The 18,634-nt window shown below is 63.5% G+C and carries 18 protein-coding genes; 10 read left to right on the forward strand and 8 right to left on the reverse strand.

Translation table 11 applies throughout. From position 1 onward, the window contains the following. Positions 1-5 precede the first annotated feature (5 nt). The 7 genes from AC07SU_RS21340 to AC07SU_RS21370 are packed head-to-tail and all read left to right on the forward strand — an operon-like array spanning position 6 to position 6,490. The gene (locus AC07SU_RS21340; protein WP_494998152.1) at positions 6-1,223 is read left to right on the forward strand and encodes a type II and III secretion system protein family protein; all 1,218 of its coding nucleotides are present in this window, start codon (positions 6-8) and stop codon (positions 1,221-1,223) included. Then, positions 1,220-2,413: a CpaE/TadZ family protein gene (locus AC07SU_RS21345; RefSeq protein WP_494998153.1), complete on the forward strand. Its 1,194-nt coding sequence runs from the start codon at positions 1,220-1,222 to the stop codon at positions 2,411-2,413. The genes AC07SU_RS21340 and AC07SU_RS21345 overlap by 4 nt, the downstream gene beginning before the upstream one ends. Continuing rightward, positions 2,410-3,684, forward strand: coding sequence for a TadA family conjugal transfer-associated ATPase (locus tag AC07SU_RS21350; protein WP_176999416.1), 1,275 nt, complete (start codon positions 2,410-2,412; stop codon positions 3,682-3,684). Before AC07SU_RS21345 ends, AC07SU_RS21350 begins: the two co-directional genes overlap by 4 nt. 19 nt (positions 3,685-3,703) lie before the next feature. Continuing rightward, positions 3,704-4,585: a type II secretion system F family protein gene (locus tag AC07SU_RS21355; protein WP_176999417.1), complete on the forward strand. Its 882-nt coding sequence runs from the start codon at positions 3,704-3,706 to the stop codon at positions 4,583-4,585. A gap of 1 nt (position 4,586) precedes the next feature. Further along, complete coding sequence (locus AC07SU_RS21360) at positions 4,587-5,474, forward strand: type II secretion system F family protein (RefSeq protein WP_494998154.1); 888 nt, start codon at positions 4,587-4,589, stop codon at positions 5,472-5,474. Between the two features lie 10 nt (positions 5,475-5,484). After that, positions 5,485-6,210 (forward strand): tetratricopeptide repeat protein, encoded by a 726-nt coding sequence (locus tag AC07SU_RS21365; protein WP_176999419.1) that lies wholly within the window; start codon positions 5,485-5,487, stop codon positions 6,208-6,210. Between the two features lie 10 nt (positions 6,211-6,220). Next, positions 6,221-6,490: a DUF3613 domain-containing protein gene (locus tag AC07SU_RS21370; protein WP_176999420.1), complete on the forward strand. Its 270-nt coding sequence runs from the start codon at positions 6,221-6,223 to the stop codon at positions 6,488-6,490. A gap of 37 nt (positions 6,491-6,527) precedes the next feature. On the opposite strand, the gene AC07SU_RS21375 is transcribed toward AC07SU_RS21370, so the two are convergent. Beyond that, positions 6,528-7,310, reverse strand: coding sequence for a response regulator (locus tag AC07SU_RS21375; RefSeq protein ID WP_176999421.1), 783 nt, complete (start codon positions 7,308-7,310; stop codon positions 6,528-6,530). 126 nt (positions 7,311-7,436) lie between these two features. Then, positions 7,437-7,886 (reverse strand): prepilin peptidase, encoded by a 450-nt coding sequence (locus AC07SU_RS21380; protein WP_494998155.1) that lies wholly within the window; start codon positions 7,884-7,886, stop codon positions 7,437-7,439. A gap of 72 nt (positions 7,887-7,958) precedes the next feature. Between AC07SU_RS21380 and AC07SU_RS21385 the strand changes: the two genes are divergently transcribed. Continuing rightward, entirely contained in the window at positions 7,959-8,396 is a 438-nt protein-coding gene (locus AC07SU_RS21385) for a TadE/TadG family type IV pilus assembly protein (RefSeq protein WP_176999423.1), read from the forward strand. After that, a complete protein-coding gene (locus AC07SU_RS21390; protein ID WP_494998156.1) occupies positions 8,393-11,128 on the forward strand; it encodes an ATP-binding protein in 2,736 nt (911 codons plus the stop codon). The genes AC07SU_RS21385 and AC07SU_RS21390 overlap by 4 nt, the downstream gene beginning before the upstream one ends. Here the strand turns inward: AC07SU_RS21390 and AC07SU_RS21395 are convergent. The 6 genes from AC07SU_RS21395 to pbpC all read right to left on the reverse strand — a co-directional run bounded on the left by AC07SU_RS21395 (position 11,125) and on the right by pbpC (position 18,030). Continuing rightward, entirely contained in the window at positions 11,125-13,074 is a 1,950-nt protein-coding gene (locus AC07SU_RS21395; RefSeq protein WP_494998157.1) for a pilus assembly protein TadG-related protein, read from the reverse strand. The two genes, AC07SU_RS21390 and AC07SU_RS21395, sit on opposite strands and share 4 nt — an antisense overlap. 214 nt (positions 13,075-13,288) lie before the next feature. Next, on the reverse strand, positions 13,289-13,846 hold the full coding sequence (locus tag AC07SU_RS21400; RefSeq protein WP_494998158.1) for a DUF4136 domain-containing protein: 558 nt from the start codon (positions 13,844-13,846) through the stop codon (positions 13,289-13,291). Between the two features lie 45 nt (positions 13,847-13,891). Further along, positions 13,892-14,494 (reverse strand): DUF4136 domain-containing protein, encoded by a 603-nt coding sequence (locus AC07SU_RS21405; protein ID WP_176999427.1) that lies wholly within the window; start codon positions 14,492-14,494, stop codon positions 13,892-13,894. 24 nt (positions 14,495-14,518) lie between these two features. After that, positions 14,519-15,268, reverse strand: coding sequence for a methyltransferase (locus AC07SU_RS21410; protein WP_494998159.1), 750 nt, complete (start codon positions 15,266-15,268; stop codon positions 14,519-14,521). Beyond that, on the reverse strand, positions 15,261-15,569 hold the full coding sequence (locus AC07SU_RS21415) for a MazG-like family protein (RefSeq protein ID WP_176999429.1): 309 nt from the start codon (positions 15,567-15,569) through the stop codon (positions 15,261-15,263). The genes AC07SU_RS21410 and AC07SU_RS21415 overlap by 8 nt, the downstream gene beginning before the upstream one ends. Positions 15,570-15,717: 148 nt before the next feature. Continuing rightward, a complete protein-coding gene (gene pbpC, locus AC07SU_RS21420) occupies positions 15,718-18,030 on the reverse strand; it encodes a peptidoglycan glycosyltransferase PbpC (protein WP_494998160.1) in 2,313 nt (770 codons plus the stop codon). 257 nt (positions 18,031-18,287) lie between these two features. Between pbpC and AC07SU_RS21425 the strand changes: the two genes are divergently transcribed. Beyond that, on the forward strand, positions 18,288-18,581 hold the full coding sequence (locus tag AC07SU_RS21425) for a hypothetical protein (RefSeq protein WP_494998161.1): 294 nt from the start codon (positions 18,288-18,290) through the stop codon (positions 18,579-18,581). Positions 18,582-18,634: the final 53 nt, after the last annotated feature.

Genomic DNA, 18,634 nt, shown 5'->3' on the forward strand with positions numbered 1-18,634 from the left:
CTTGAATGAGCCATCGCTACGCTCAAATGGCCTTGGTCCTGATGCTGTCGAGCCTGCCCGTGGGCATGGCCTTCGCCGCGCCAGGTAGCTGCAGCGCTCTGGGCCAGTTGCCCGCCGTGGTTGAGGTGGGAGAAGGGTTGCAACAGGAAATGCAATCGCCGGTCGCCATTACACGATTGGCCATCGGCGACCCCAGGATTGCCGATGTACGGATCAACGGCGACCGCAACTTCCTGTTGACCGGCGTTGGCGCCGGGGCGACCAGCCTGATGGTCTGGACCGGTTGCTCGACCACCCCGCGCCAGAGCATGGTGTTCGTCAAAGGCAAGGCCACCTCGGCCCTGACCAGCCTGTCGCTGTCGCCTTCCGAAGACCCGACGTTGCCCAGCCAGGTGCAGACCGATATCCGCTTCGTCGAAGTCAGCCGTACCAAGCTCAAGGAGGCCAGCACGTCGCTGTTCGGCCAGGGCGGCAACTTCCTGTTCGGCAGCCCGGGCAACGGCTCCATTCCCGCCACCACCGCCAACAGTTTCCGTGGGCAGGGGGTGAACAACGGTTTCTTCAACATCGGTTTTGGTGGCGGGCGGATCTCGGCCATGATCAACGCCCTGGAGCAGAGCGGCTTCGCCTACACCCTGTCACGTCCCAGCCTGGTGGCCCTCAGCGGGCAGAGCGCGACCTTCCTCGCCGGTGGCGAAGTGCCGATCCCGGTGCCCAGCAGCGGCAGCGACAGCATCTCCATCGAATACAAGGAGTTCGGTATCCGCCTGACCCTCACACCCACCGTCATCGACCGTAACCGCATCACCCTCAAGGTGGCGCCCGAAGTCAGCGAGCTGGACTACAGCAACGCAGTGCAGATCGAAGGCATCCAGGTGCCCGCCCTCACCGTGCGCCGTACCGACACCAGTGTGTCCCTGGCCGATGGCGAAAGCTTCGTGATCAGCGGCCTGATCAGCAGTACCAACCGATCCTCTATCAGCAAGTTTCCGGGGCTGGGTGACATCCCGATCCTGGGTGCGTTTTTCCGCGACTCCAATATCAGCCGCGAAGAGAAAGAGCTGTTGATGATCGTCACGCCGCATTTGGTGCAACCGCTGGCTGCCAACGCCCAACTGCCCTCGTTGCCCGGTGAAAAACTGCGCAACTACGACCCGAACTGGTACCGCCTGTTCTTCCTGGAAAACGGCAACTTCGACCGTCGCAGTGGACTTTCCCAATGAGCGATAGCCTGAGCCAGACGTTTCTGGCAATCACACGCAACACCACTGACCTGGAATGGCTGCAGGGTGCCCTCGCGCCCTTGGGCCAGGTGGTCAGCGCCGGTGGCGGTAGCCTGGATGAACTGTTGGCCCTGGTGGACGTGACCTTCGCCAACCTGGTGTTCGTGGGCCTGGATCGTGAGCACGTGGTGGCTCAAAGCGCATTGATCGAAGGCGCGCTGGAAGCCAAGCCGATGCTGGCAATCGTGGCGCTCGGCGATGGCATGGACAACCAGCTCGTGCTCAATGCCATGCGCGCCGGAGCACGGGACTTCGTCGCCTACGGTTCACGCTCCAGCGAAGTGGCCGGGCTGGTGCGGCGCCTGAGCAAACGCCTGCCACCTGCCACGCCGAATACCCAACTGGGCGGCCTCACCGTGCTCTACGGCACCCAAGGCAACGCGGACGGCGCCTTGCTGGCCAGCCACCTGGCCATGGTGGTGCAAAAGAGCGGGCAACAGACCTTGCTGCTTGACCTGGGCCTGCCACGGGGCGACAGCCTGGCGCTGCTGGGCCTGGAAAGTACCTTCAACTTCGGCGACGCCCTGCGTCACCTGCGCCGCCTCGATACCACCCTGATCAACAGCGCCTTCGCCACCGCCGAGGACGGCTTGCGCATCCTTGCCTATGCTCCCAGCGATGAGCCGCTGGAACTGACCAGCGCCGCCGAGCTGTACATGCTGCTCAGCGCCCTGCGCCAACACTTCCAGCACATCGTGGTGAACCTTACCGGCCAGCCCGACAGCGAAGCGCTGCGCACCTTTGTCAGCCATTGCGACAAGCTGCTGTGGTGCACCGACCAGAGCGTGCTCGACTGCCGACGCAACCTTGCAGTGCTGAATCAATGGCGCGAAAAAGGCATGCGCCTGGATCACGCCAAGCTGCTGGTCGACCGCTACCTCAAGGGCTGCGCCCCCGACACCGAAGCCCTCGGCAAAAGCTTCGGCCTGGAGGTGATTGCCGTGCTGCCGTTCAGCCCGGAGGTGCGCCTCAATGCCAAGAACCAGGGCCAGACCCTGTTCACCTTGTCGCCCCGCGAAAGCCTGACCCATGCCCTCAAAACCCTGGGCGAACGCCTGGCCAAACGCTCCGAAGGCCTGGCGAAACCGTCGATGAGCTGGTTCGAGCGCCTGATGGGAAGTGGTCGATGAACGGCGAAAAACTCTTCGGCGCACCCGCCCGTGGCGCGGCGGGCCACAGCGACCACGACGGCCTGAAACTGGTGCTGCATCGCTACATCATCGATGCCATCGAAGAGTCGGGCAAAAACCTGCTGGAAGGTTCGCGCCAATCCCTCGCGCAGTTTGTGATCGACAAAGTGTCCGAGTACATCACGCGCATGCACCTGGCGATTTCCCGCTACGAGATGGAGCGCCTGGCCGAAGAGATCGTCGACGAACTTACCGGCTTCGGCCCCCTGGAAGTGCTGTTGCGCGACCCGTCGGTGACCGAGATCCTGGTCAACGGCCCGCACCGAGTGTTTATCGAGCGCGACGGCCTGCTGCACCAAAGCGACCTGCGTTTTATCGACGCCCACCACGTGGAGCGGGTGATGCAGCGCATCCTGGCGCCGCTGGGCCGGCGCCTGGATGAGTCTTCGCCGATGGTGGACGCGCGCCTGCCCGATGGCAGCCGGGTCAATGCGATCATCCCGCCGATTGCCCTGGATGGCCCCTGCCTGTCGATTCGTAAGTTTCGCAAGGACATGCTCAAGAGCAGCGACCTGGTGGCGATGCAAACCATCGACCAAAGCATCTTCGAGTTCTTCCAGGAGGCGGTGGGCAAACGCTGCAACGTCTTGATCAGCGGCGGTACGGGCACCGGCAAGACCACCTTGCTCAACATCCTCAGCCAGTTGATCAACCCTCACGAGCGCCTGGTGACCATCGAAGACGTGGCCGAACTGCAACTGGGCCACCCCCACGTGGTGCGCCTGGAAACCCGCCCGCCAAATGCCGAAGGCCACGGCGAGGTCAAGGCCAGTGACCTGATCCGCAACGCCCTGCGGATGCGCCCCGACCGCATCATCCTCGGCGAAATCCGCGGTGTGGAAGTGCTCGATGTAATGACCGCGATGAACACCGGCCACGACGGTTCCATGAGCACCGTGCACGCCAACAACGCCCAGGACGCGTTGCTGCGCCTGGAAACCCTCGTGGGCCTGACCGGTCGCGTGGTGGCGGAAAAGACCTTGCGGCAGATGATCTGCGCGGCACTCGACGTGGTGATCCAGCTGACCCGCCTGCCCGACGGTCGCCGCTGCGTGAGCGAGGTGGTGGAAGTGGTCGGCGTGCGTGACGACGTCTACGTCATCAATACCCTGTTCCGCCTGGACCGGCGTACCGGCTTTGGTTTCCTGCGCGAGGCGATCAACCCCGCAGGCGACAAGCTGCGTCACGAATCGGCCTTGCCGCTGCCATAGCCCAGAGGGGAGAGGACGGATGACCGGACCCATTCTGCTGCTGATCTGCATCATCCTCATCGGCCTGTCATATCGCCTGTTTCAACACGGCTTGCGCCAGGCCGGCAACGACCGTGTGCTGGAGCGCCTCACCGACGGCCAGCCGGTGCAGGAAGCCCCGAGCACCACCTGGACCGCAGTGGAGCGCATGTTCCAGCGAGCCGGCCTGGGCAAACCTACCGACCGCCTATGGCTATGGCTCACGGGTTGGGCGTTGTGCGCCCCGGTTGGCTACTACCTTGCCCACTGGTTGGGCGCGCTGGCGATGCTGGTATTACCGCCCCTGGCAATGCGCCTGTACATCGCCTGGCGCTACCAACGGCGTATGCAACGCATGATCGAGCAGTTGCCGCAGTTGCTGGACCACAGCGTGCGCAGCCTCAAGTCCGGGCGCACCTTGGCAGACGCGGTGCTGGGCGGCATCGAAAGCACCGAAAACCCGCTCAAGCACGCGATGAGCCGCATTCAGCGCAACGTGCAGATGGGCGTGAGCCTGCCGGACTCCGTGAGCGATTTCGCCGAGTTCTACGAGCAGGATGAGTTCCGCCTGTTTGCCCTGGGCCTGAAGGTCAACCACCGCTACGGCGGCAACGCCAGCGAGCTGCTGGAAAACCTGATCAAGATGATCCGCGAGCGCGAGCAAGGCCGCCGCCAGCTCAAGGCGATGACCGGCGAAACGCGCATGACCGCCTATGTGCTGGCGGGTTTGCCGGTGCTCATGGTCGGCTACTTCCTGATGATCAACCCCGGCTACTTGATGACGATGTGGAACGATGAAACCGGGCGCTATTTGCTGTTCGGTGCCTTGGCGATGGACGTGACGGGCACCTTCGTCATGTGGCGCATGTTGCGGAGTATTTGAGATGACGTTATTGGCCAGTGCCTTGTTGCTGCTCGCTGCCGTGGTGTTGATCAGCGGCCGCTGGTTGGAACAACGCCGGCGCCAGCGCCTGGTCACCCAGCGCCTGCAGGGCCAACTGAGCCGCGAAGACCGCTTCGGCAGCCTGCTGCGCCAGTTGGGCGCCAGCCCCCTCGCCCAGCGTTCGGTGAGCCTGGACAACGAGACCCAGACCCTGCTCAACCGCATCGGTTGGCGCAAGACCAACCAGCGCTCGCTGTTTGCCGCCTTTCAGGTTGGCGTGCCCATTGTGTTGCTGGCGGTGTCGGTGGTCGGGCAGCAGTTGCTGTTCCCCCATGCGCAATCGCCGTGGATCGCGCCCGTAATCGCCCTGGGCATTGGCTACCTGCTGCCAAAACGCATTCTGGCTGCGGCGGCGAAAGCCCGTCAGCAACGTATCGCCCGGGAGATTTCGACGTTCATCCCGCTGCTGCGCATCCTCTTCGAATCGGGCATGGCAGTCGAGCAATCGTTGCGCGTGCTGGGCACCGAGGCCCAGCGCTTGTTGCCGGACCTTACCCAGGAGCTGCGCCTGATCCTGGCGCGGGTCGACTCCGGCCTGGAGCTGGGTGAAGAGCTGGGCAAGACCGCACGGTTGCTGGCCGTGGATGAGTTCACCGACACCTGCGTGATCCTGCAGCAACTGATCACGCAGGGCGGCGGCGCGATGAAGTCGCTGCTGGCGCTCAAGCAACTGCTCGATGACCGGCGCCTGACTCGCCTGCAGGAATACATCTCGAAGATGTCGGCCAAGATGTCCGTGGTGATGATGGTGTTCCTGTTCCCGGCCCTGCTGACGGTACTCGGCGGGCCGGCCTTTATCGCGATCGCCCGCGCCCTGAATAACTTTTGAGGAGCCTTTGATGAAACTACTGATCGGCGCACTGAGCCTGTTGATGCTTGGCGGCTGTGCCACCAACGGCCAAACACCCTGGGCCGCGCTGAGCGGCTCGACCAGTTGTTCCAAGCCCAGCGCCGAGCAGGAGCTGGCGCTGAACCTGGCCGATGACATGGCCAACGAAGGCAAGCTGCACGCCAGCCTGGCCAACCTGCAAAGCCTGCCCGATGCACTGCCCCAGGTGCGCCTGCGCAAGGCCCGGGCCGCGCGCTTGTTGGGCCGCAGCGAGGCCGAGCCGATGTACCGCAGCCTGGTGGGCACTTGCCTGGCTGCCGAAGGCGAGCATGGCCTGGGCCAGCTGGCGTCGGCCAGGGGCAGCAACGACCAGGCCCTGGCCCACATGCAACGGGCGGCGCAGTTGGCCCCGACCAACGAAAAAATCCGCAATGACCTGGGGGTGGTGTACCTCGACCAGTTGCGCCTGGAGGACGCCCGCTTCGAATTCCTCACGGCCATGGAGCTCAAGCCGAGCGACCAACTGGCCGCCGTCAACCTGATGACCCTGTTGATCTACCAGGACAACTGGGGGCAAGCCGCGCAACTCGTCAGCCAACTGAGCCTGAGCCCGGAACAGGTGAACAATGCACAGGTTCGGGCCCAGAAGCTCAAGACGTCGAGCAAGGCGGTAGCGCGTAAACCCAAGGACCAAGTGGCCGCCGTCAGCGATGCGCTGCCAGCCACCGTGAAATAGGGAGTTGAAGATGAAAGCCCACTACCTCGCCTGCCTGGCCCTGCTGCCGTTGATGGCCCAAGCCATCGAGCCCGGCCCCTCGTCCCCGCAGCAGGCCGAGACCGAAAACTGGATGACGTTGCAGGTGAGCGGTCGCGCAGCCTCGAGCATCCCGCAAAAGGTGAGCCCGACTGAGCGCGACCAGGCGTTCAAGCGTTGGCTGGACAGCAACAAGCATCCGATTCCGGAGTTTTTTGAGACTGGCACCGGGGGCAAGTCAGGAAGCGGTTCCAGCAAATGACGAGGCGAGGGGAGCACGCTCCCTCACCTCGGCCACTTCAATGGGCGGTGACCCGCTGGCGCATGGCCGAATTGCTCGGTGATAGCGCCAACGCGAGCTGGGTGCGGTTATGCATGTGGGTCAAACGCAACACCTGGGACACATAGAGTTTCACGGTGTTTTCGGTGATCCCCAGTTCACAGGCGATCTGGTAGTTGGTCTGGCCCTTGCCCACAAGCCTCGCAACATCCAACTGCCGAGGTGACAGCTGGTTGAAGATCGTCGGAATTTCAAGCGGCACTGCGTCGTCTGCCGAAGTATCGCCATCGGTGTCCTGCGCAGGGCTGCGACGGACTTTGTCGAGGTCCTGGTACAGGTCGTTGATGGACTCGGACAGGTACTGCAATTTCTGGTTCAAGTGCCCCAGTTGCAGCTCCTTCTGCCGCTCCTCCAAGGCCGCTTCCTGGCGCTGCAGGCCTTCGAGCAGTTCATCGAGGTTGATCGGCTTTTGATAGTAATCGGAGATGCCCGCACGCAGGGCCTTGATCACGTCCTGCTTGTCAGCGCGGCCGGTGAGCATGATCGCCTCGAACGCACGCTGCTTGCCGGCCACCCGCTGCAGGGCTTGCACCAGCTCGATACCGTCCATGTCCGGCATGTGCAGGTCGCACAGCACCAGTCCAATCTCGGTGTCTTCGCTGAAACGCTTCAAGGCGTGCCGGCTGGACTCACAGGGCACGCAACGGTAGCCGTTGCCTTCAAGAAACTCACAGAGCTCTTCAACGATCAACGGCTGGTCGTCGACCACGAGCACTTTCACTGCTGACGTAAGCTTGTTCACGCGCTACTCCATGCCTGGCAAGCCAAAAGTTTGACCTATCCCTTCTGACGAAGAATCCTATACATCTACTCAATAAACGTAGACCTACTTTCCGACTATGTACATAGCGATAGAGGCCTTCTGCGACTAATGGATCCAAAGCCAGTACAAGGCAAAACCTGTCAGTAAATAGGGTGCAAACGGCTGCTTTGTTGGCGCCTGATCGGGCCCAGGCGCAACACGCGTGCTAAGCCTTTGACCCACAACGACCCATGCGCCCATTGCCACGGCGGCCCCGATCAGCGACCACAGCAAATAGTCGGGGTTAGTCGCCAGTGCCAGCGCGGCCAGCAGCTTTACATCACCGGCGCCAAAGCGCCCCAATACATAGCCCGGCAAGCCCAGCAGCAGCGCCAGGGCAAAGGCCCAGCCGCCCTCACCGGCCGGGGCTCCGATCCAGGTGCCCCCCATCCACAGCAGATAGATCAGCGCGACCAGGCCGACGCCCAGCGTCAACCCGTTGGCGATTTGCCGCTGTCGAATGTCTTGCACTGAGCACAGCACCAACCAGAGCAGGATTACCAAGCCTTGGGTCACGTAAAAAACATCCCTTTTCGCTGAATGATTCTATGCTGATATCAAGTAGTAGCCGTCAGGGTAGACGCGGTCATGCAAACAAGCCTCCCCCGCAAGCAAAAAGGTGCCGCGGCGATAGAGTTCGCCCTGGTGTTCGTGATCTTTTTTGCCGTGTTCTACGGACTGGTCAGCTATAGCCTGCCGTTGCTGCTGATGCAGTCGTTCCACCAGGCGGCCGCCGAAGGCGTGCGCCGCAGCGTGTCACTGGACCCTGCCACCGTCGGCTACTCAGGCCTGGTGACGCAACGCGCCCAGGCCGCCACCCTGGCGCAACTGAACTGGATTCCCGCTTCGTTCAAATTCCTGCCCAGCTACGTGAATGCGACCTACGTCGGCACCACCCTGACGGTGACGATCAGTTACCCCTCCTCCAGCCTCACGTCCGTGTTGCCGGTGCTGGTGCTGCCCGGCATAGGCGCAGTGCCCAAACTGCCGACTTACCTCTCCGCCACGTCGAGCCTTCAGTTTTGACCCCGGGGGATAAGCTGCTCGGGCGTTTGCTGGGCCGCAGCAGCCCGCTGCCTTTCGATGCGACGCCCCCAGCGTTCAATGGCCTGCAACTGCAACTGGACGCTCAGGGCCATGTGCTGAGCATCACCGGCACCTTGCGCACGCAGCTCGCCCAACACCTGACCCACAACGCCACGCCGCCTTTGCACAGCTTACTGCGTGCCAACAGCGCGCTGAGCATTGAAGGCCAACCTGTCGACTGGCAACGCCATGGCCTGGACCTCGACTTCCAGGGCATCGCCGGCCAAACCCTGCACACCCGTGGCTGGATCGAGCCCGATGGCGACCACTGGACCCTACGCCTGCTCGACGTCAGCGACCTGTTGGCCGGCCGCCAGTTGGCCCAGCACCGTGAGCAGAACCACCAGTTGGCCTGCCAGATGAGCGAACAGTTGCGGGTCTGCACCCTCAGCCGCCTGCCGGAGGTGCTCAACGAACACTTGGCCAGCGTGGCCCAACGCTGGCGCATCCCCTGCATTGCCCTGGCGTTGCTCGACGATGACGACCAGGGTTGGCGCATCTACGGCCAGTACGCCGCCCACGACGCCCCTACGCTGTGGCAAACCGCACAACGCCTGGGCACCAGCCTGGACAGCGTCAACGGCAATGCCCCCCTGAGCCTGGACATCGCCCGGGGCCACAACGACAACCCGCGCCTGCACAGCGTGTTCGGCAATGCCGACGGTTTCCTGGTGCCTTACCGCGATGGCCAAGGCGTGGCCGCCTGGTTGCTGTGCGGGTTCTACAACAGCCAATCCCAGACCAGCGAACGGGACTGGCTGAACCTCACCGCCGCCCTCGCCGCCCCCCTGCTGAGCCGGTTGCGTGAGCAGCGTCACCACCAGCAACTGGAGCGTGTCGAAGCCTTGCAAGGTCTGCTCGGCACCGGTTGGTGGGAGCTGTTGCCGGCCACCCAGGAGATTCAACTGGCCCCGCAACTGCAACGCAGCCTGAGCCAGGACGACGGCCCCACTCGCCAGCCCCTCGACTTATGGCTGGAACTGATCCACCCCGCCGACCGCCAGGAACTCGGCAGTCGCCTGCATGACCTGCAAGCCTTGGGCAAACCCTTGCTCACCAGCGTGCGCCTGCAACGCAGCGATACCGAGCACCCTGTCTGGTACCGCGTACAGGGCCAGGTGCTCGGCGTGGGCGACAATCGTCGCTGGATCGGCTTCATGCTCGACATCAGCGACATCAAGAACCAGCAACTGCAAGCCGCCGCCGCCCATGCGCGTCTGGATAACGTGATCGCCAGCTCCCCTGCCGTGATCTATGTGCAGCGCTACGTCAACGGGGCGCTGCAACCGGTGTTCTTCAGCGACAGCCTGCTGCCGCTGCTGGGCTGGACGCTGGCCGAGTGCGACGGGGTCGCGCTGGCATTGCTGATCCACCCCGAAGACCGCGAACTGTATTTCGAACGCACCCGCCAACTGCTGCGCGAAGGCACCGTGCGCAGTCGCTACCGGGTCCGCGATAAACAGGGCCACTACCACTGGCTGCTCGACGAGGCCAAGCTGCTGCGCGACGACCTCGGCCTGCCGGTGGAAGCGGTCGGCCTGTGGCTGGACGTCACCGAAGCGACACTGGCGGCCGAACAGGTCAAGCAGAGCGAGGAACGCTACCGCATCCTCGTGGAAGACTCCCCGGCGATGATCTGCCGCTACCGGCCCGACCTGACCCTGACGTTCGGCAACACGCCCCTTGCCAATTACCTGGAATGCCTGCCGGCGCAACTGCCGGGGGTGAACCTGGGGGAATGGCTGTCGACCGAACAGCGGCACGCCTTTGTGCAGCGCATCAGCCAACTGACCCCGGAATTCCCCGTGAGCACCGCCGAAATCAGCCTGCAATTGCCGGGGCGCGAGCATGCCTGGTGGGTGTGGTCGGACCGTGGGGTGTTCGATGAAAGCGGCACCCTGGTAGAAGTGCAAGCCGTTGGCCGGGACAACACCGAAGTGCGCCGCTCCCAGCAACAACTGACCCAAAGCGCCAAGATGGCCACCCTTGGCGAAATGGCCACCGGCCTGGCCCACGAGATCAACCAACCGTTGAACGTGATGCGCATGGCCATCGTCAACGTGCTCAAGCGCTTGAGCAACGGCGACGCCCAGATCGACTACCTCACCGAAAAGCTCCAGCGCATCGATGCCCAAGTGCAACGGGCCGCGAAGGTGGTGGACCATATGCGTGTGTTCGGCCGCCGCTCGGAAATCGAACAGCAGCCTTTCGACCCGGCGCAGGCCGTGGAAGGTACGCTGTCGCTGCTCAGCGAAGGCTTGCGTGGCAAGGGTGTGGAAGTGCGCCTGACGCCTGCGGACTTCTCGGTGAAGGTTATCGGCTACGCGGACCAGCTTGAACAGGTGCTGATCAACCTGATGGTCAATGCCCGCGATGCCCTGCTGAGCCAGCGGGAAAAAAATCCCGGTTTGAACCCCTGGATCGCCGTTCACACCGAGCATGACAGCCGCCATGTGCGCATTTGGGTCGAGGACAACGGTGGCGGCATCGACCCGCGTCTGCTGGAGCGGATTTTCGAGCCGTTCTTCACCACCAAGCCGATTGGCGTGGGCACCGGATTGGGCTTGTCGGTGAGCTACGGCATCGTGGAAAACATGGGCGGACGCCTGAGTGTCAGCAACGGCGAGCACGGCGCCCGGTTCTGCGTGGAACTGCCGATAAGCGCCGCCTAGATCACCAGGTAAGCGCGGCCCATATGGCAGGTGAGGTTGGCCCCGACTTCAGCGTTGCCCAGGCTGATGCCCAAGGCCGAAAGCAGCGTGTTGACGATGGGGTCGAGCACCGGTGCCAGCACATTCTGGATCAGCCCCACCAACGACGAGATGATGGTGGTCAACGCGTTGGCCACCGTCGCGTTGCCACTGTTGGGCGTACTGCCGGTGGGCGGCACGTAAGTCACCTGCAGGCCCGACAGCGTGGCGCCCAGACTGTTGATGATATTCGCTGTGCCGGGAGGGCTCTTATACGTCGGTGTCGCATTCATTTCAGCCACCGGTAGAAACAGCAAGGGGCTGGTTTGCTGGCCGATGGTGGACAACGCTTTCAAGTTCAAGCCGCCCCCTACCCCGGCCGTGCGTGGGCCGCAGATCAAGGTCAGCACGATGCAATAGTGTTCGCCAAAGTCGATCAGCCTGACCGGCTGAACATTGACCGGCGCCGAGGACGAAAACGCCGATACAGGGTCCACATAACCTACGCCCAACGTGGCGACGGCGGTAGTGGCCTGCACCGTCAACGACTTGGTGGCCGGTGTGGCACAACTGAAATCCGTCACGTGGCTCTCGGCGCTGGCGGCCTCGATGTAGATGGACAGGGACTGGGTGATATCCACGTCCGTGACGTTGCACGCCACCAGGCACAGGACACCCCCGACCACCGCAGGAATATTCAGGTTCAGCAGACCACCCACCACCTTCGACACGGGCGTGGCGAGACCGGTCAGGATCGAGGCCACCCCCGACACCAGCTTGAGCACCGGTGCCTGTACCACCACCAGGGTGCGCACTTGTGCCGTGCGCACGAAAATCTGATCGGTCGGCGGTGTCTTGGCCAGCCCGGCCTTGGCCAGTGCGGGGTTGCCAATCGCCGAGAGTTGCGGCGGTTCGATCACCTTGGTCTGGATCGAGACATTGCCCACGAGGGGGATATTGAGTTGAACCGCCGCGCTCACCGCGCTCTTGCTGCTGGACAGTTGCGCCACCGCCTCCAGCAGTTGGAACAGCTGCACCGTGGAGTTCAAGGCCGCAATCGGCGTGCCGGTGGCCACGTTCAGCAAGCTGCCCACGGTCAGCAGTTGGGTATTGGGGGCGATAGCTTCCAGCGCCAGTACGTTGTTGATGACCGCCGTGGCCGCGGCACCGTTCTTTTGCAGCAGCATCACCGTCGCATGAATCAGGTCCGTGGCGGAGGCTTTGGCCGCCAGCAGCGCGGTGTAATCGCCCGCCGTCACGTTAAGTCGGATGGCCAGCTGGTCCAGGTAACCGAGCAGGTTGACGTTGGTAGACACGATCCCGTTCCAACCCGCGGCCGTCAGCGACAGGCTGCCGCCGAGCAAATTGCCGAAGGTGAAATTCAGCAGTGGCGATTTCGTGGAGTCGACCGTGGCCAGGCTGCTGCGGATGGTCAGTTGCGCGACCGGCGGTGCCTGGGCCGCCACGGCGGTAGCACTCAGAATGGTCTGCGCGTTGAACGTTTTACCGTGGAACAAGTTCAGGATGCCATTGGCGATGCTGGTCATCACCGTACGCGAGGCCACCACGCGGATCGCGTCGTTCTTGGTGGCATCGGCGGTAAACACACGCAGGTTGCTGGCGTTGGTGGCAAGGGTGCCGCAGGTCACCACCAGCGTGCGGCTGTTGTCGCCGGCCACCAGGGTAAAACCGTTGCGCTTGGCATTTTGCACGGCATAGGCATTGGCGGTGCTGCTGCTGCCGCATTGCCCGCCCAGGCCTGCGGCCTCCAGCGCCGAGGTGTCGGCGATGGATTGCACCTTGCGCTTTTCGAGGTACAACCGCCCGCTGTCGACCGCCAACAGCATGAATATCAAGGCAAGCGCCAAGGTACCCGCCGCCATCAGGCCAATTGCACCACGTTGCCTGGAACGAAGTCGGGGAGACATCGAGCACTCCTTTGGCGCTTACTCTCCGTAGGTGCAATGAAGTGTAGTCAAGGCTAGGCAGGGGTGATGACGATTTTACAGACACAACAGCCCCCTGTAGGAGCTGGCTTGCCAGCGATGGCATCACCTCGGTCTACCTGAAAGACCGAGGTGCCCGCATCGCAGGCAAGCCAGCTCCCACACTAGCCTGCTTCCACAAGGGAGCTTCAGGGTTTTAGTGGGGTGGGTAGGTGGAGAGGATCCGACTCACCGTAGTGCGAATGGCGTTGCTGCGGTCCTGAGGGTTCGGCGTGCTGCTCATCATCTGCTCGTCACTGCCACGCCACACCAGCTTGCCGTCCTTGCCGTCGAGCAGGTCGATCTGGATGGTGGCCACTTTGTAGGTGATGTTGCGCGTTTCGTTGTACATCGGGCCACCCCAATAGCCGTTCCACGGGCCGCCCCAGGCGCCGCCGTAGTTGGTGGTGACCTGTTGCTGGCGGTCTTCGACGATCAGGTAGGCCTGCACGTTCACGTCAGCCTTGGTACCCGGTGCTGCGGGGCGCAGGCCGCGCTGGTCGAGTTGCTCGCCCACGGCCTCGCGGATGCGTTGTTCGGTAAGGTCACTCTTGATTCGCGGGTCATCCGGGCGATATTGCAGCGCCGGGTCTTTCCAGGCCCAGCTGCGGTAGGCGCCGAAGTCGCGGCTGGCGTCAAAGTCATGGTTGACCTGATTGGTCTGGCAGCCGCCCAGCAATACAACGACAGCAAGTGCAGCGATGCGACGAAGCATGGTTGTTCTCCAAAAAACGAGGCGTTCTTGAGATGAGAATAGCGGTTAACTGGGCGGGTAGGCCGTCATTGCCTTCTGCACGGCCTCGCGCAGGGAGTCGGCGCGCTCGCTGAGGCTGCCCTGGCTGGTGGTCTCCGCGCTGGTGCTCCACACGGGCTGGCCGTTGCGCGCATCGAACAGGTTGACCCGCACCACCGCCACCGTCACTTCATAGGTACGCACCACCGGCACCGAGTTGTACATGCCGTAGCCGTTGCCATAGCGGTTATAGCCGCCATACCCGTAGCCATAGTCGTCCTGGACTTGCTTGAGGCGTTTCTCCAGGCGCACGTCGGCGCTGACCAACAGGTCCGGCGCACGCTTGTCATGCAGGGGGCGCAGGCCGCGTTGGTCCAGAGCGCCGCTGACCGCCTCGGCAATCTGTGCCGAGTCGGCCCAGGCCGAGCCCGCCGGCAACTGGCCGTTGAGCCAGGCCCAATTGCGGTAGGCGCCGTAGTCACGCACCGGCGCCGGATAAGCGCTGGCATCGAAGGTATTCGCCGCCTGGGCCGGCGCCGGTGGGATCGGCGCCGAAGCAGCAACATATGGGTTGGGGCTGGAACAGGCGCCCAACCCCAGGGACAACAGGATCAAACAGAGACGACGCATTTCGACCTCCGCAGACTGGGCCGCTTAAACCGGACGGCAGATCCAGTGCAAATAACGCCCAAGTCCGGCAAAGCTTGGGTGACGACGGTGAGCGAGTTCCATCTCCAAAAGGTCCTGCAAATCGGCGCGGGCCTGGAATTCCACCGGCATATAGTCGTGGAACACCCGCACGCCACTTTGGCTTTCGACCTGCCAAAGCCCTTCGAGTTGCGCCGCCAGCTCGCGTGGGTCGAGCGGTTGTTGCGGCGTGAGGCTCTGCTTCTCGCCGGCCATGTCGTTCTTGCGCATTTTGCGGAAGTGGCCTTTGAGCAGGTTGCGATAAATCAACGCATCACGATTGTAGAACGCCAGCGACAGCCAGCCCCCGGGCACCGTGAGTTGGTGCAGCACCGGCAGGATCGCGTGGGGTTCAGCCAGCCATTCCAGCACGGCGTGGCACAGCACCAGGTCGTAGGGTTCGGTGAGCTGGCCGAGCAGGTCTTGCCAGGGTGCGTGAATAAACGTGGCGGTCTGCCCGGCGTCGGCGAACCGTTGGCGCGCGCCTTCGAGCATCGGCTCGGCGGGCTCGGCCAGGGTCACCTGGTGGCCCTGCTCGGCCAGCCACAATGACATGTGCCCCAGGCCCGCGCCGATATCCAGCACACGCAACGGACGCGCCGGCAACGCTTCAGTCAGGTCAGCCTGGAGCACCGCGAGGCGGATAGCCCCCTTGGCGCCGCCGTAGATCTTCTCGGCAAAACGCGTGGCCAACTGGTCGAAATGACGATCACTCATGGGAGAACCGCCGTTCGCTGTCGGCCAACTTGGCGCGCACCACCTCATTCATGTCCAGGCCCAACTCACTGCACAGCAACAGCAGGTACAGCACGATATCGCCGACTTCCTGGCCGGCGTGGGCCAGTTTGTCAGCGGGCAACTGGCGCGACTGGTCTTCGGTCAACCACTGGAAAATCTCCACCAGCTCGGCCATTTCCACACTGGCAGCCATGGCCAGGTTTTTCGGGCTGTGAAATGGCTTCCAGTCGTTGTTATCGCGGATGCGGTGCAGGCGTTCGGTGAGGTGTTCGAGGTTCATGCGGGGGCTCCTGAAGGTGTATAGCTTCGGGGGGATGGGCGTTGAAGGCAAGTGAACCTTTAGGCCGCCATCGCGGGCAAGCCCGCTCCCACAGTTGATTGGGTTCACACGGTCAAAATGTGGGAGCGGGCTTGCCCGCGATAGCGATCTAATCGACGACGCTGAACTCCAGCCGGGCAGTTTGGCCAGCCTCATCCAGCACACTCAATTGATAACGCCCCAATTGCTCGAAACTGGTGTTGATAAAATCCTGGTTAGCACTGTCCCCCAACGGCGCGCCATTGAGGAACCACCAACGCCGCCCACTGCCCCCCAGTGCGGAAAGCTTCAGGCGCAGTGCTTGCTGGCTACCCGCTGGCAACCGCAGTTGATCGCCCTCACGCACGCCGACGATCGACAGGGGTGAAGACGCCGCCAACGCCGGTGGCGGGCAGTCGGGATCAGCGGCCGGAATACGGGCTTCGCGACGTTCGATCCTGGGCAGCCATGGTTCCAAGGGCGCGGGCCAGAGGGCGATATTTTTGAGCGACGCTCCCGGGCAACTGGCATCGACCCGCAAGCCCTTCGCATTGACCCAGACAGGCTCCATCAACCCCACGCTCAACGGCTGATCCAGCGCCTGCAGGGTTGGCGGCGTGGTGTTGTCCAGCGTCCAGGCGAAGCGCTGGCGGCGGCAGTTGGGGTCGGAGCGGCTCATGGGCTGGCCCAGCGGCCAACAGATCGCCGCCACGCCGACATTGGCCGGCACCGGCTTAACCGGGGCACTGATGCCGCGCTGGCTGTCGCGGTTGGTCAGCACGTCATGCACCTGCAACATCAACGGCGCCGCCGAGGCCAGGCCGAACTGGCCGGGCACCGGTGTGCCGTCCGGGCGGCCGATCCACACACCGATCAGGTAACGCGGCCCCACGCCAATCGCCCAGGCATCCCTAAAGCCATAGCTGGTACCGGTTTTCCAGGCCAGCACCGGGCGCTGCACCAATTCGGCACGAGGGTCACGGTCGGGCCGGGCCTGGCCGCTGAGGATGCGCCGCACAATCCACGCCGCCCCCGGCGACAGCATCGGGCGCTCGCGCAGTACATCGTCGGGCTGCAAACGAATCGTCGCGCTCTTGCCGTCCCGCGCGAAGGCACTGTAGCCACTCACCAGGTCTTCCAGGCGGCTGCCGGCACCGCCGAGGATCAGCGCCAGGTTGGGCTCGGCCAGCGCCGGCAAGGCCAACGGCACGCCACCGATGCGCATCTGCGCGGCAAACCGCTTCGGCCCGTAGGCTTCCAGCAACTGCACGGCCGGCAGGTTCAGCGAGCTGGACAATGTCGTACTCGCCGGCACCGCACCGCTGAAGCCCATGGAGAAGTTGCCCGGCCGGTAATCGCCATAGCGCCGGGGCACGTCCTGTAACAGGGATTCGGAGTGGATCAGCCCGTCGTCCAGGGCCATGCCGTACAGGAACGGCTTCAAAGTCGACCCAGGTGAGCGTAGGGCGCTGACCATGTCCACATGGCCAAAGCGCTTGGCGTCGTTGATGTCCACCGAGCCCAGGTAAGCCCGTACGGCCATGCTCTCTTCTTCCACCACCAGGATCGCGGCCGAGGTGTGCTCCGGCAGACGCGCCCGCCAGCCCAGCAGCAGGTCTTCAAGACGGCGTTGCAGGGTGGCGTCCAGGGTAGTGCGGATCAACGGCGGACTGTCGGGGCGGTTCAGGCGCCGGGCCAGCAACGGCGCCAGGCTCGGCTCCAGGCGGGGCGCGAGCAGCAGCGGTTCCTCCAGGGCTTCATCGACGGCTGACTGCGGCCACACCTGAAATTCGGCGAGACGGCGCAGCACTTTGTCGCGAGCTTCCTGGGCGCGCTGGGGGTGACGGTCCGGGCGCAGGCGGCTGGGGCCTTGGGGCAATACGGCGAGCAAGGCAGCTTCGGCGTGGGTCAGTTGGGACGGGGATTTGCCCAGGTATGCCCAACTGGCCGCGGCCACGCCCTGCAAGGTGCCGCCGAACGGTGCGCGGTTGAGGTACAGGTTGAGGATCTCGTCCTTGGACAGGTACCACTCCAACTGCGCGGTGCGCCACAACTGGCGCAACTTGCCGTGGAAGGTGCGCGAATGTGGGTCCAGCAGCCGCGCCACCTGCATCGACAAGGTGCTACCGCCCGACACCACCCGTGCGCCGGTGAGGTTCTGCCACGTCGCCCGCACCAGCGCCAGCGGGTTTACCCCGGGGTGCTGGTAGAACCAGCGGTCTTCGTAGGTCAGCAGCGCGTCGAGGTAATAGGGTGAGACTTCACTTGTTTGAATCGGGTAGCGCCACACGCCGTTGGCATCGGCAAACCGCCATAACGGCGTGCCATCCTCGGCGAGTACCACCCGGGCCAGGTCGTCCTTGGGCAAGGGCAAGGGCCAGATGCGGTCGGCGAGCCACAGCAGGGCAATGATCAACATCACAATGCCCAAGGCCCAGCGCAAAACCCGTAGGAGCCGGCTTGCCGGCGATAGCGGTGGCGGTGGCGGTGGCGGTGAGACAGTTGGCAGATGTGTCACCGCTCCACCGCCTTCGCTGCGGTGCGACGTTTCGACAAGCCAGCTCCCACATTGGACCGAGTACACCCGCGATAAAGGAAACCCATGTTTAAACCTTCAAACCTCTATGCTGGTAGGGAACTAGCCTGTCGCATTAACAACCAAAGGCACAGATACGCCCACCTTCTCATCAGGACACACATATGCAGGTAGAAAGCTTCTTCGAATGGTTGGGCCAGGCGCTCGGTTCCGTCATCCGCTTTATCGTCGACGGGCTCAGCGGTTTGTTCGGTGCCTTGACCCACGCCGGCGGCAACTTTATCGAAGGCCTGTCGCGCACGTTGGACATGGACACCTCGATCATTAGCATCCTTACCCTGATCATCGGCCTGATGCTGCTGTATTCGGCCGTGCGCGCGTTCATGCGGGCGTCGATCATCATGGGGATCATCTGGTTGATGCTGGGGTTGTGGCTGCTGAGCTGGGTGGTGCACTGACACCGCAATCCCTTGTAGGAGCCGGGGGGGGGGGGGGGGGGGGGGGGGGGGAG

The sequence above is a fragment of the Pseudomonas sp. GW821-FHT05H12 genome (assembly GCF_059419385.1).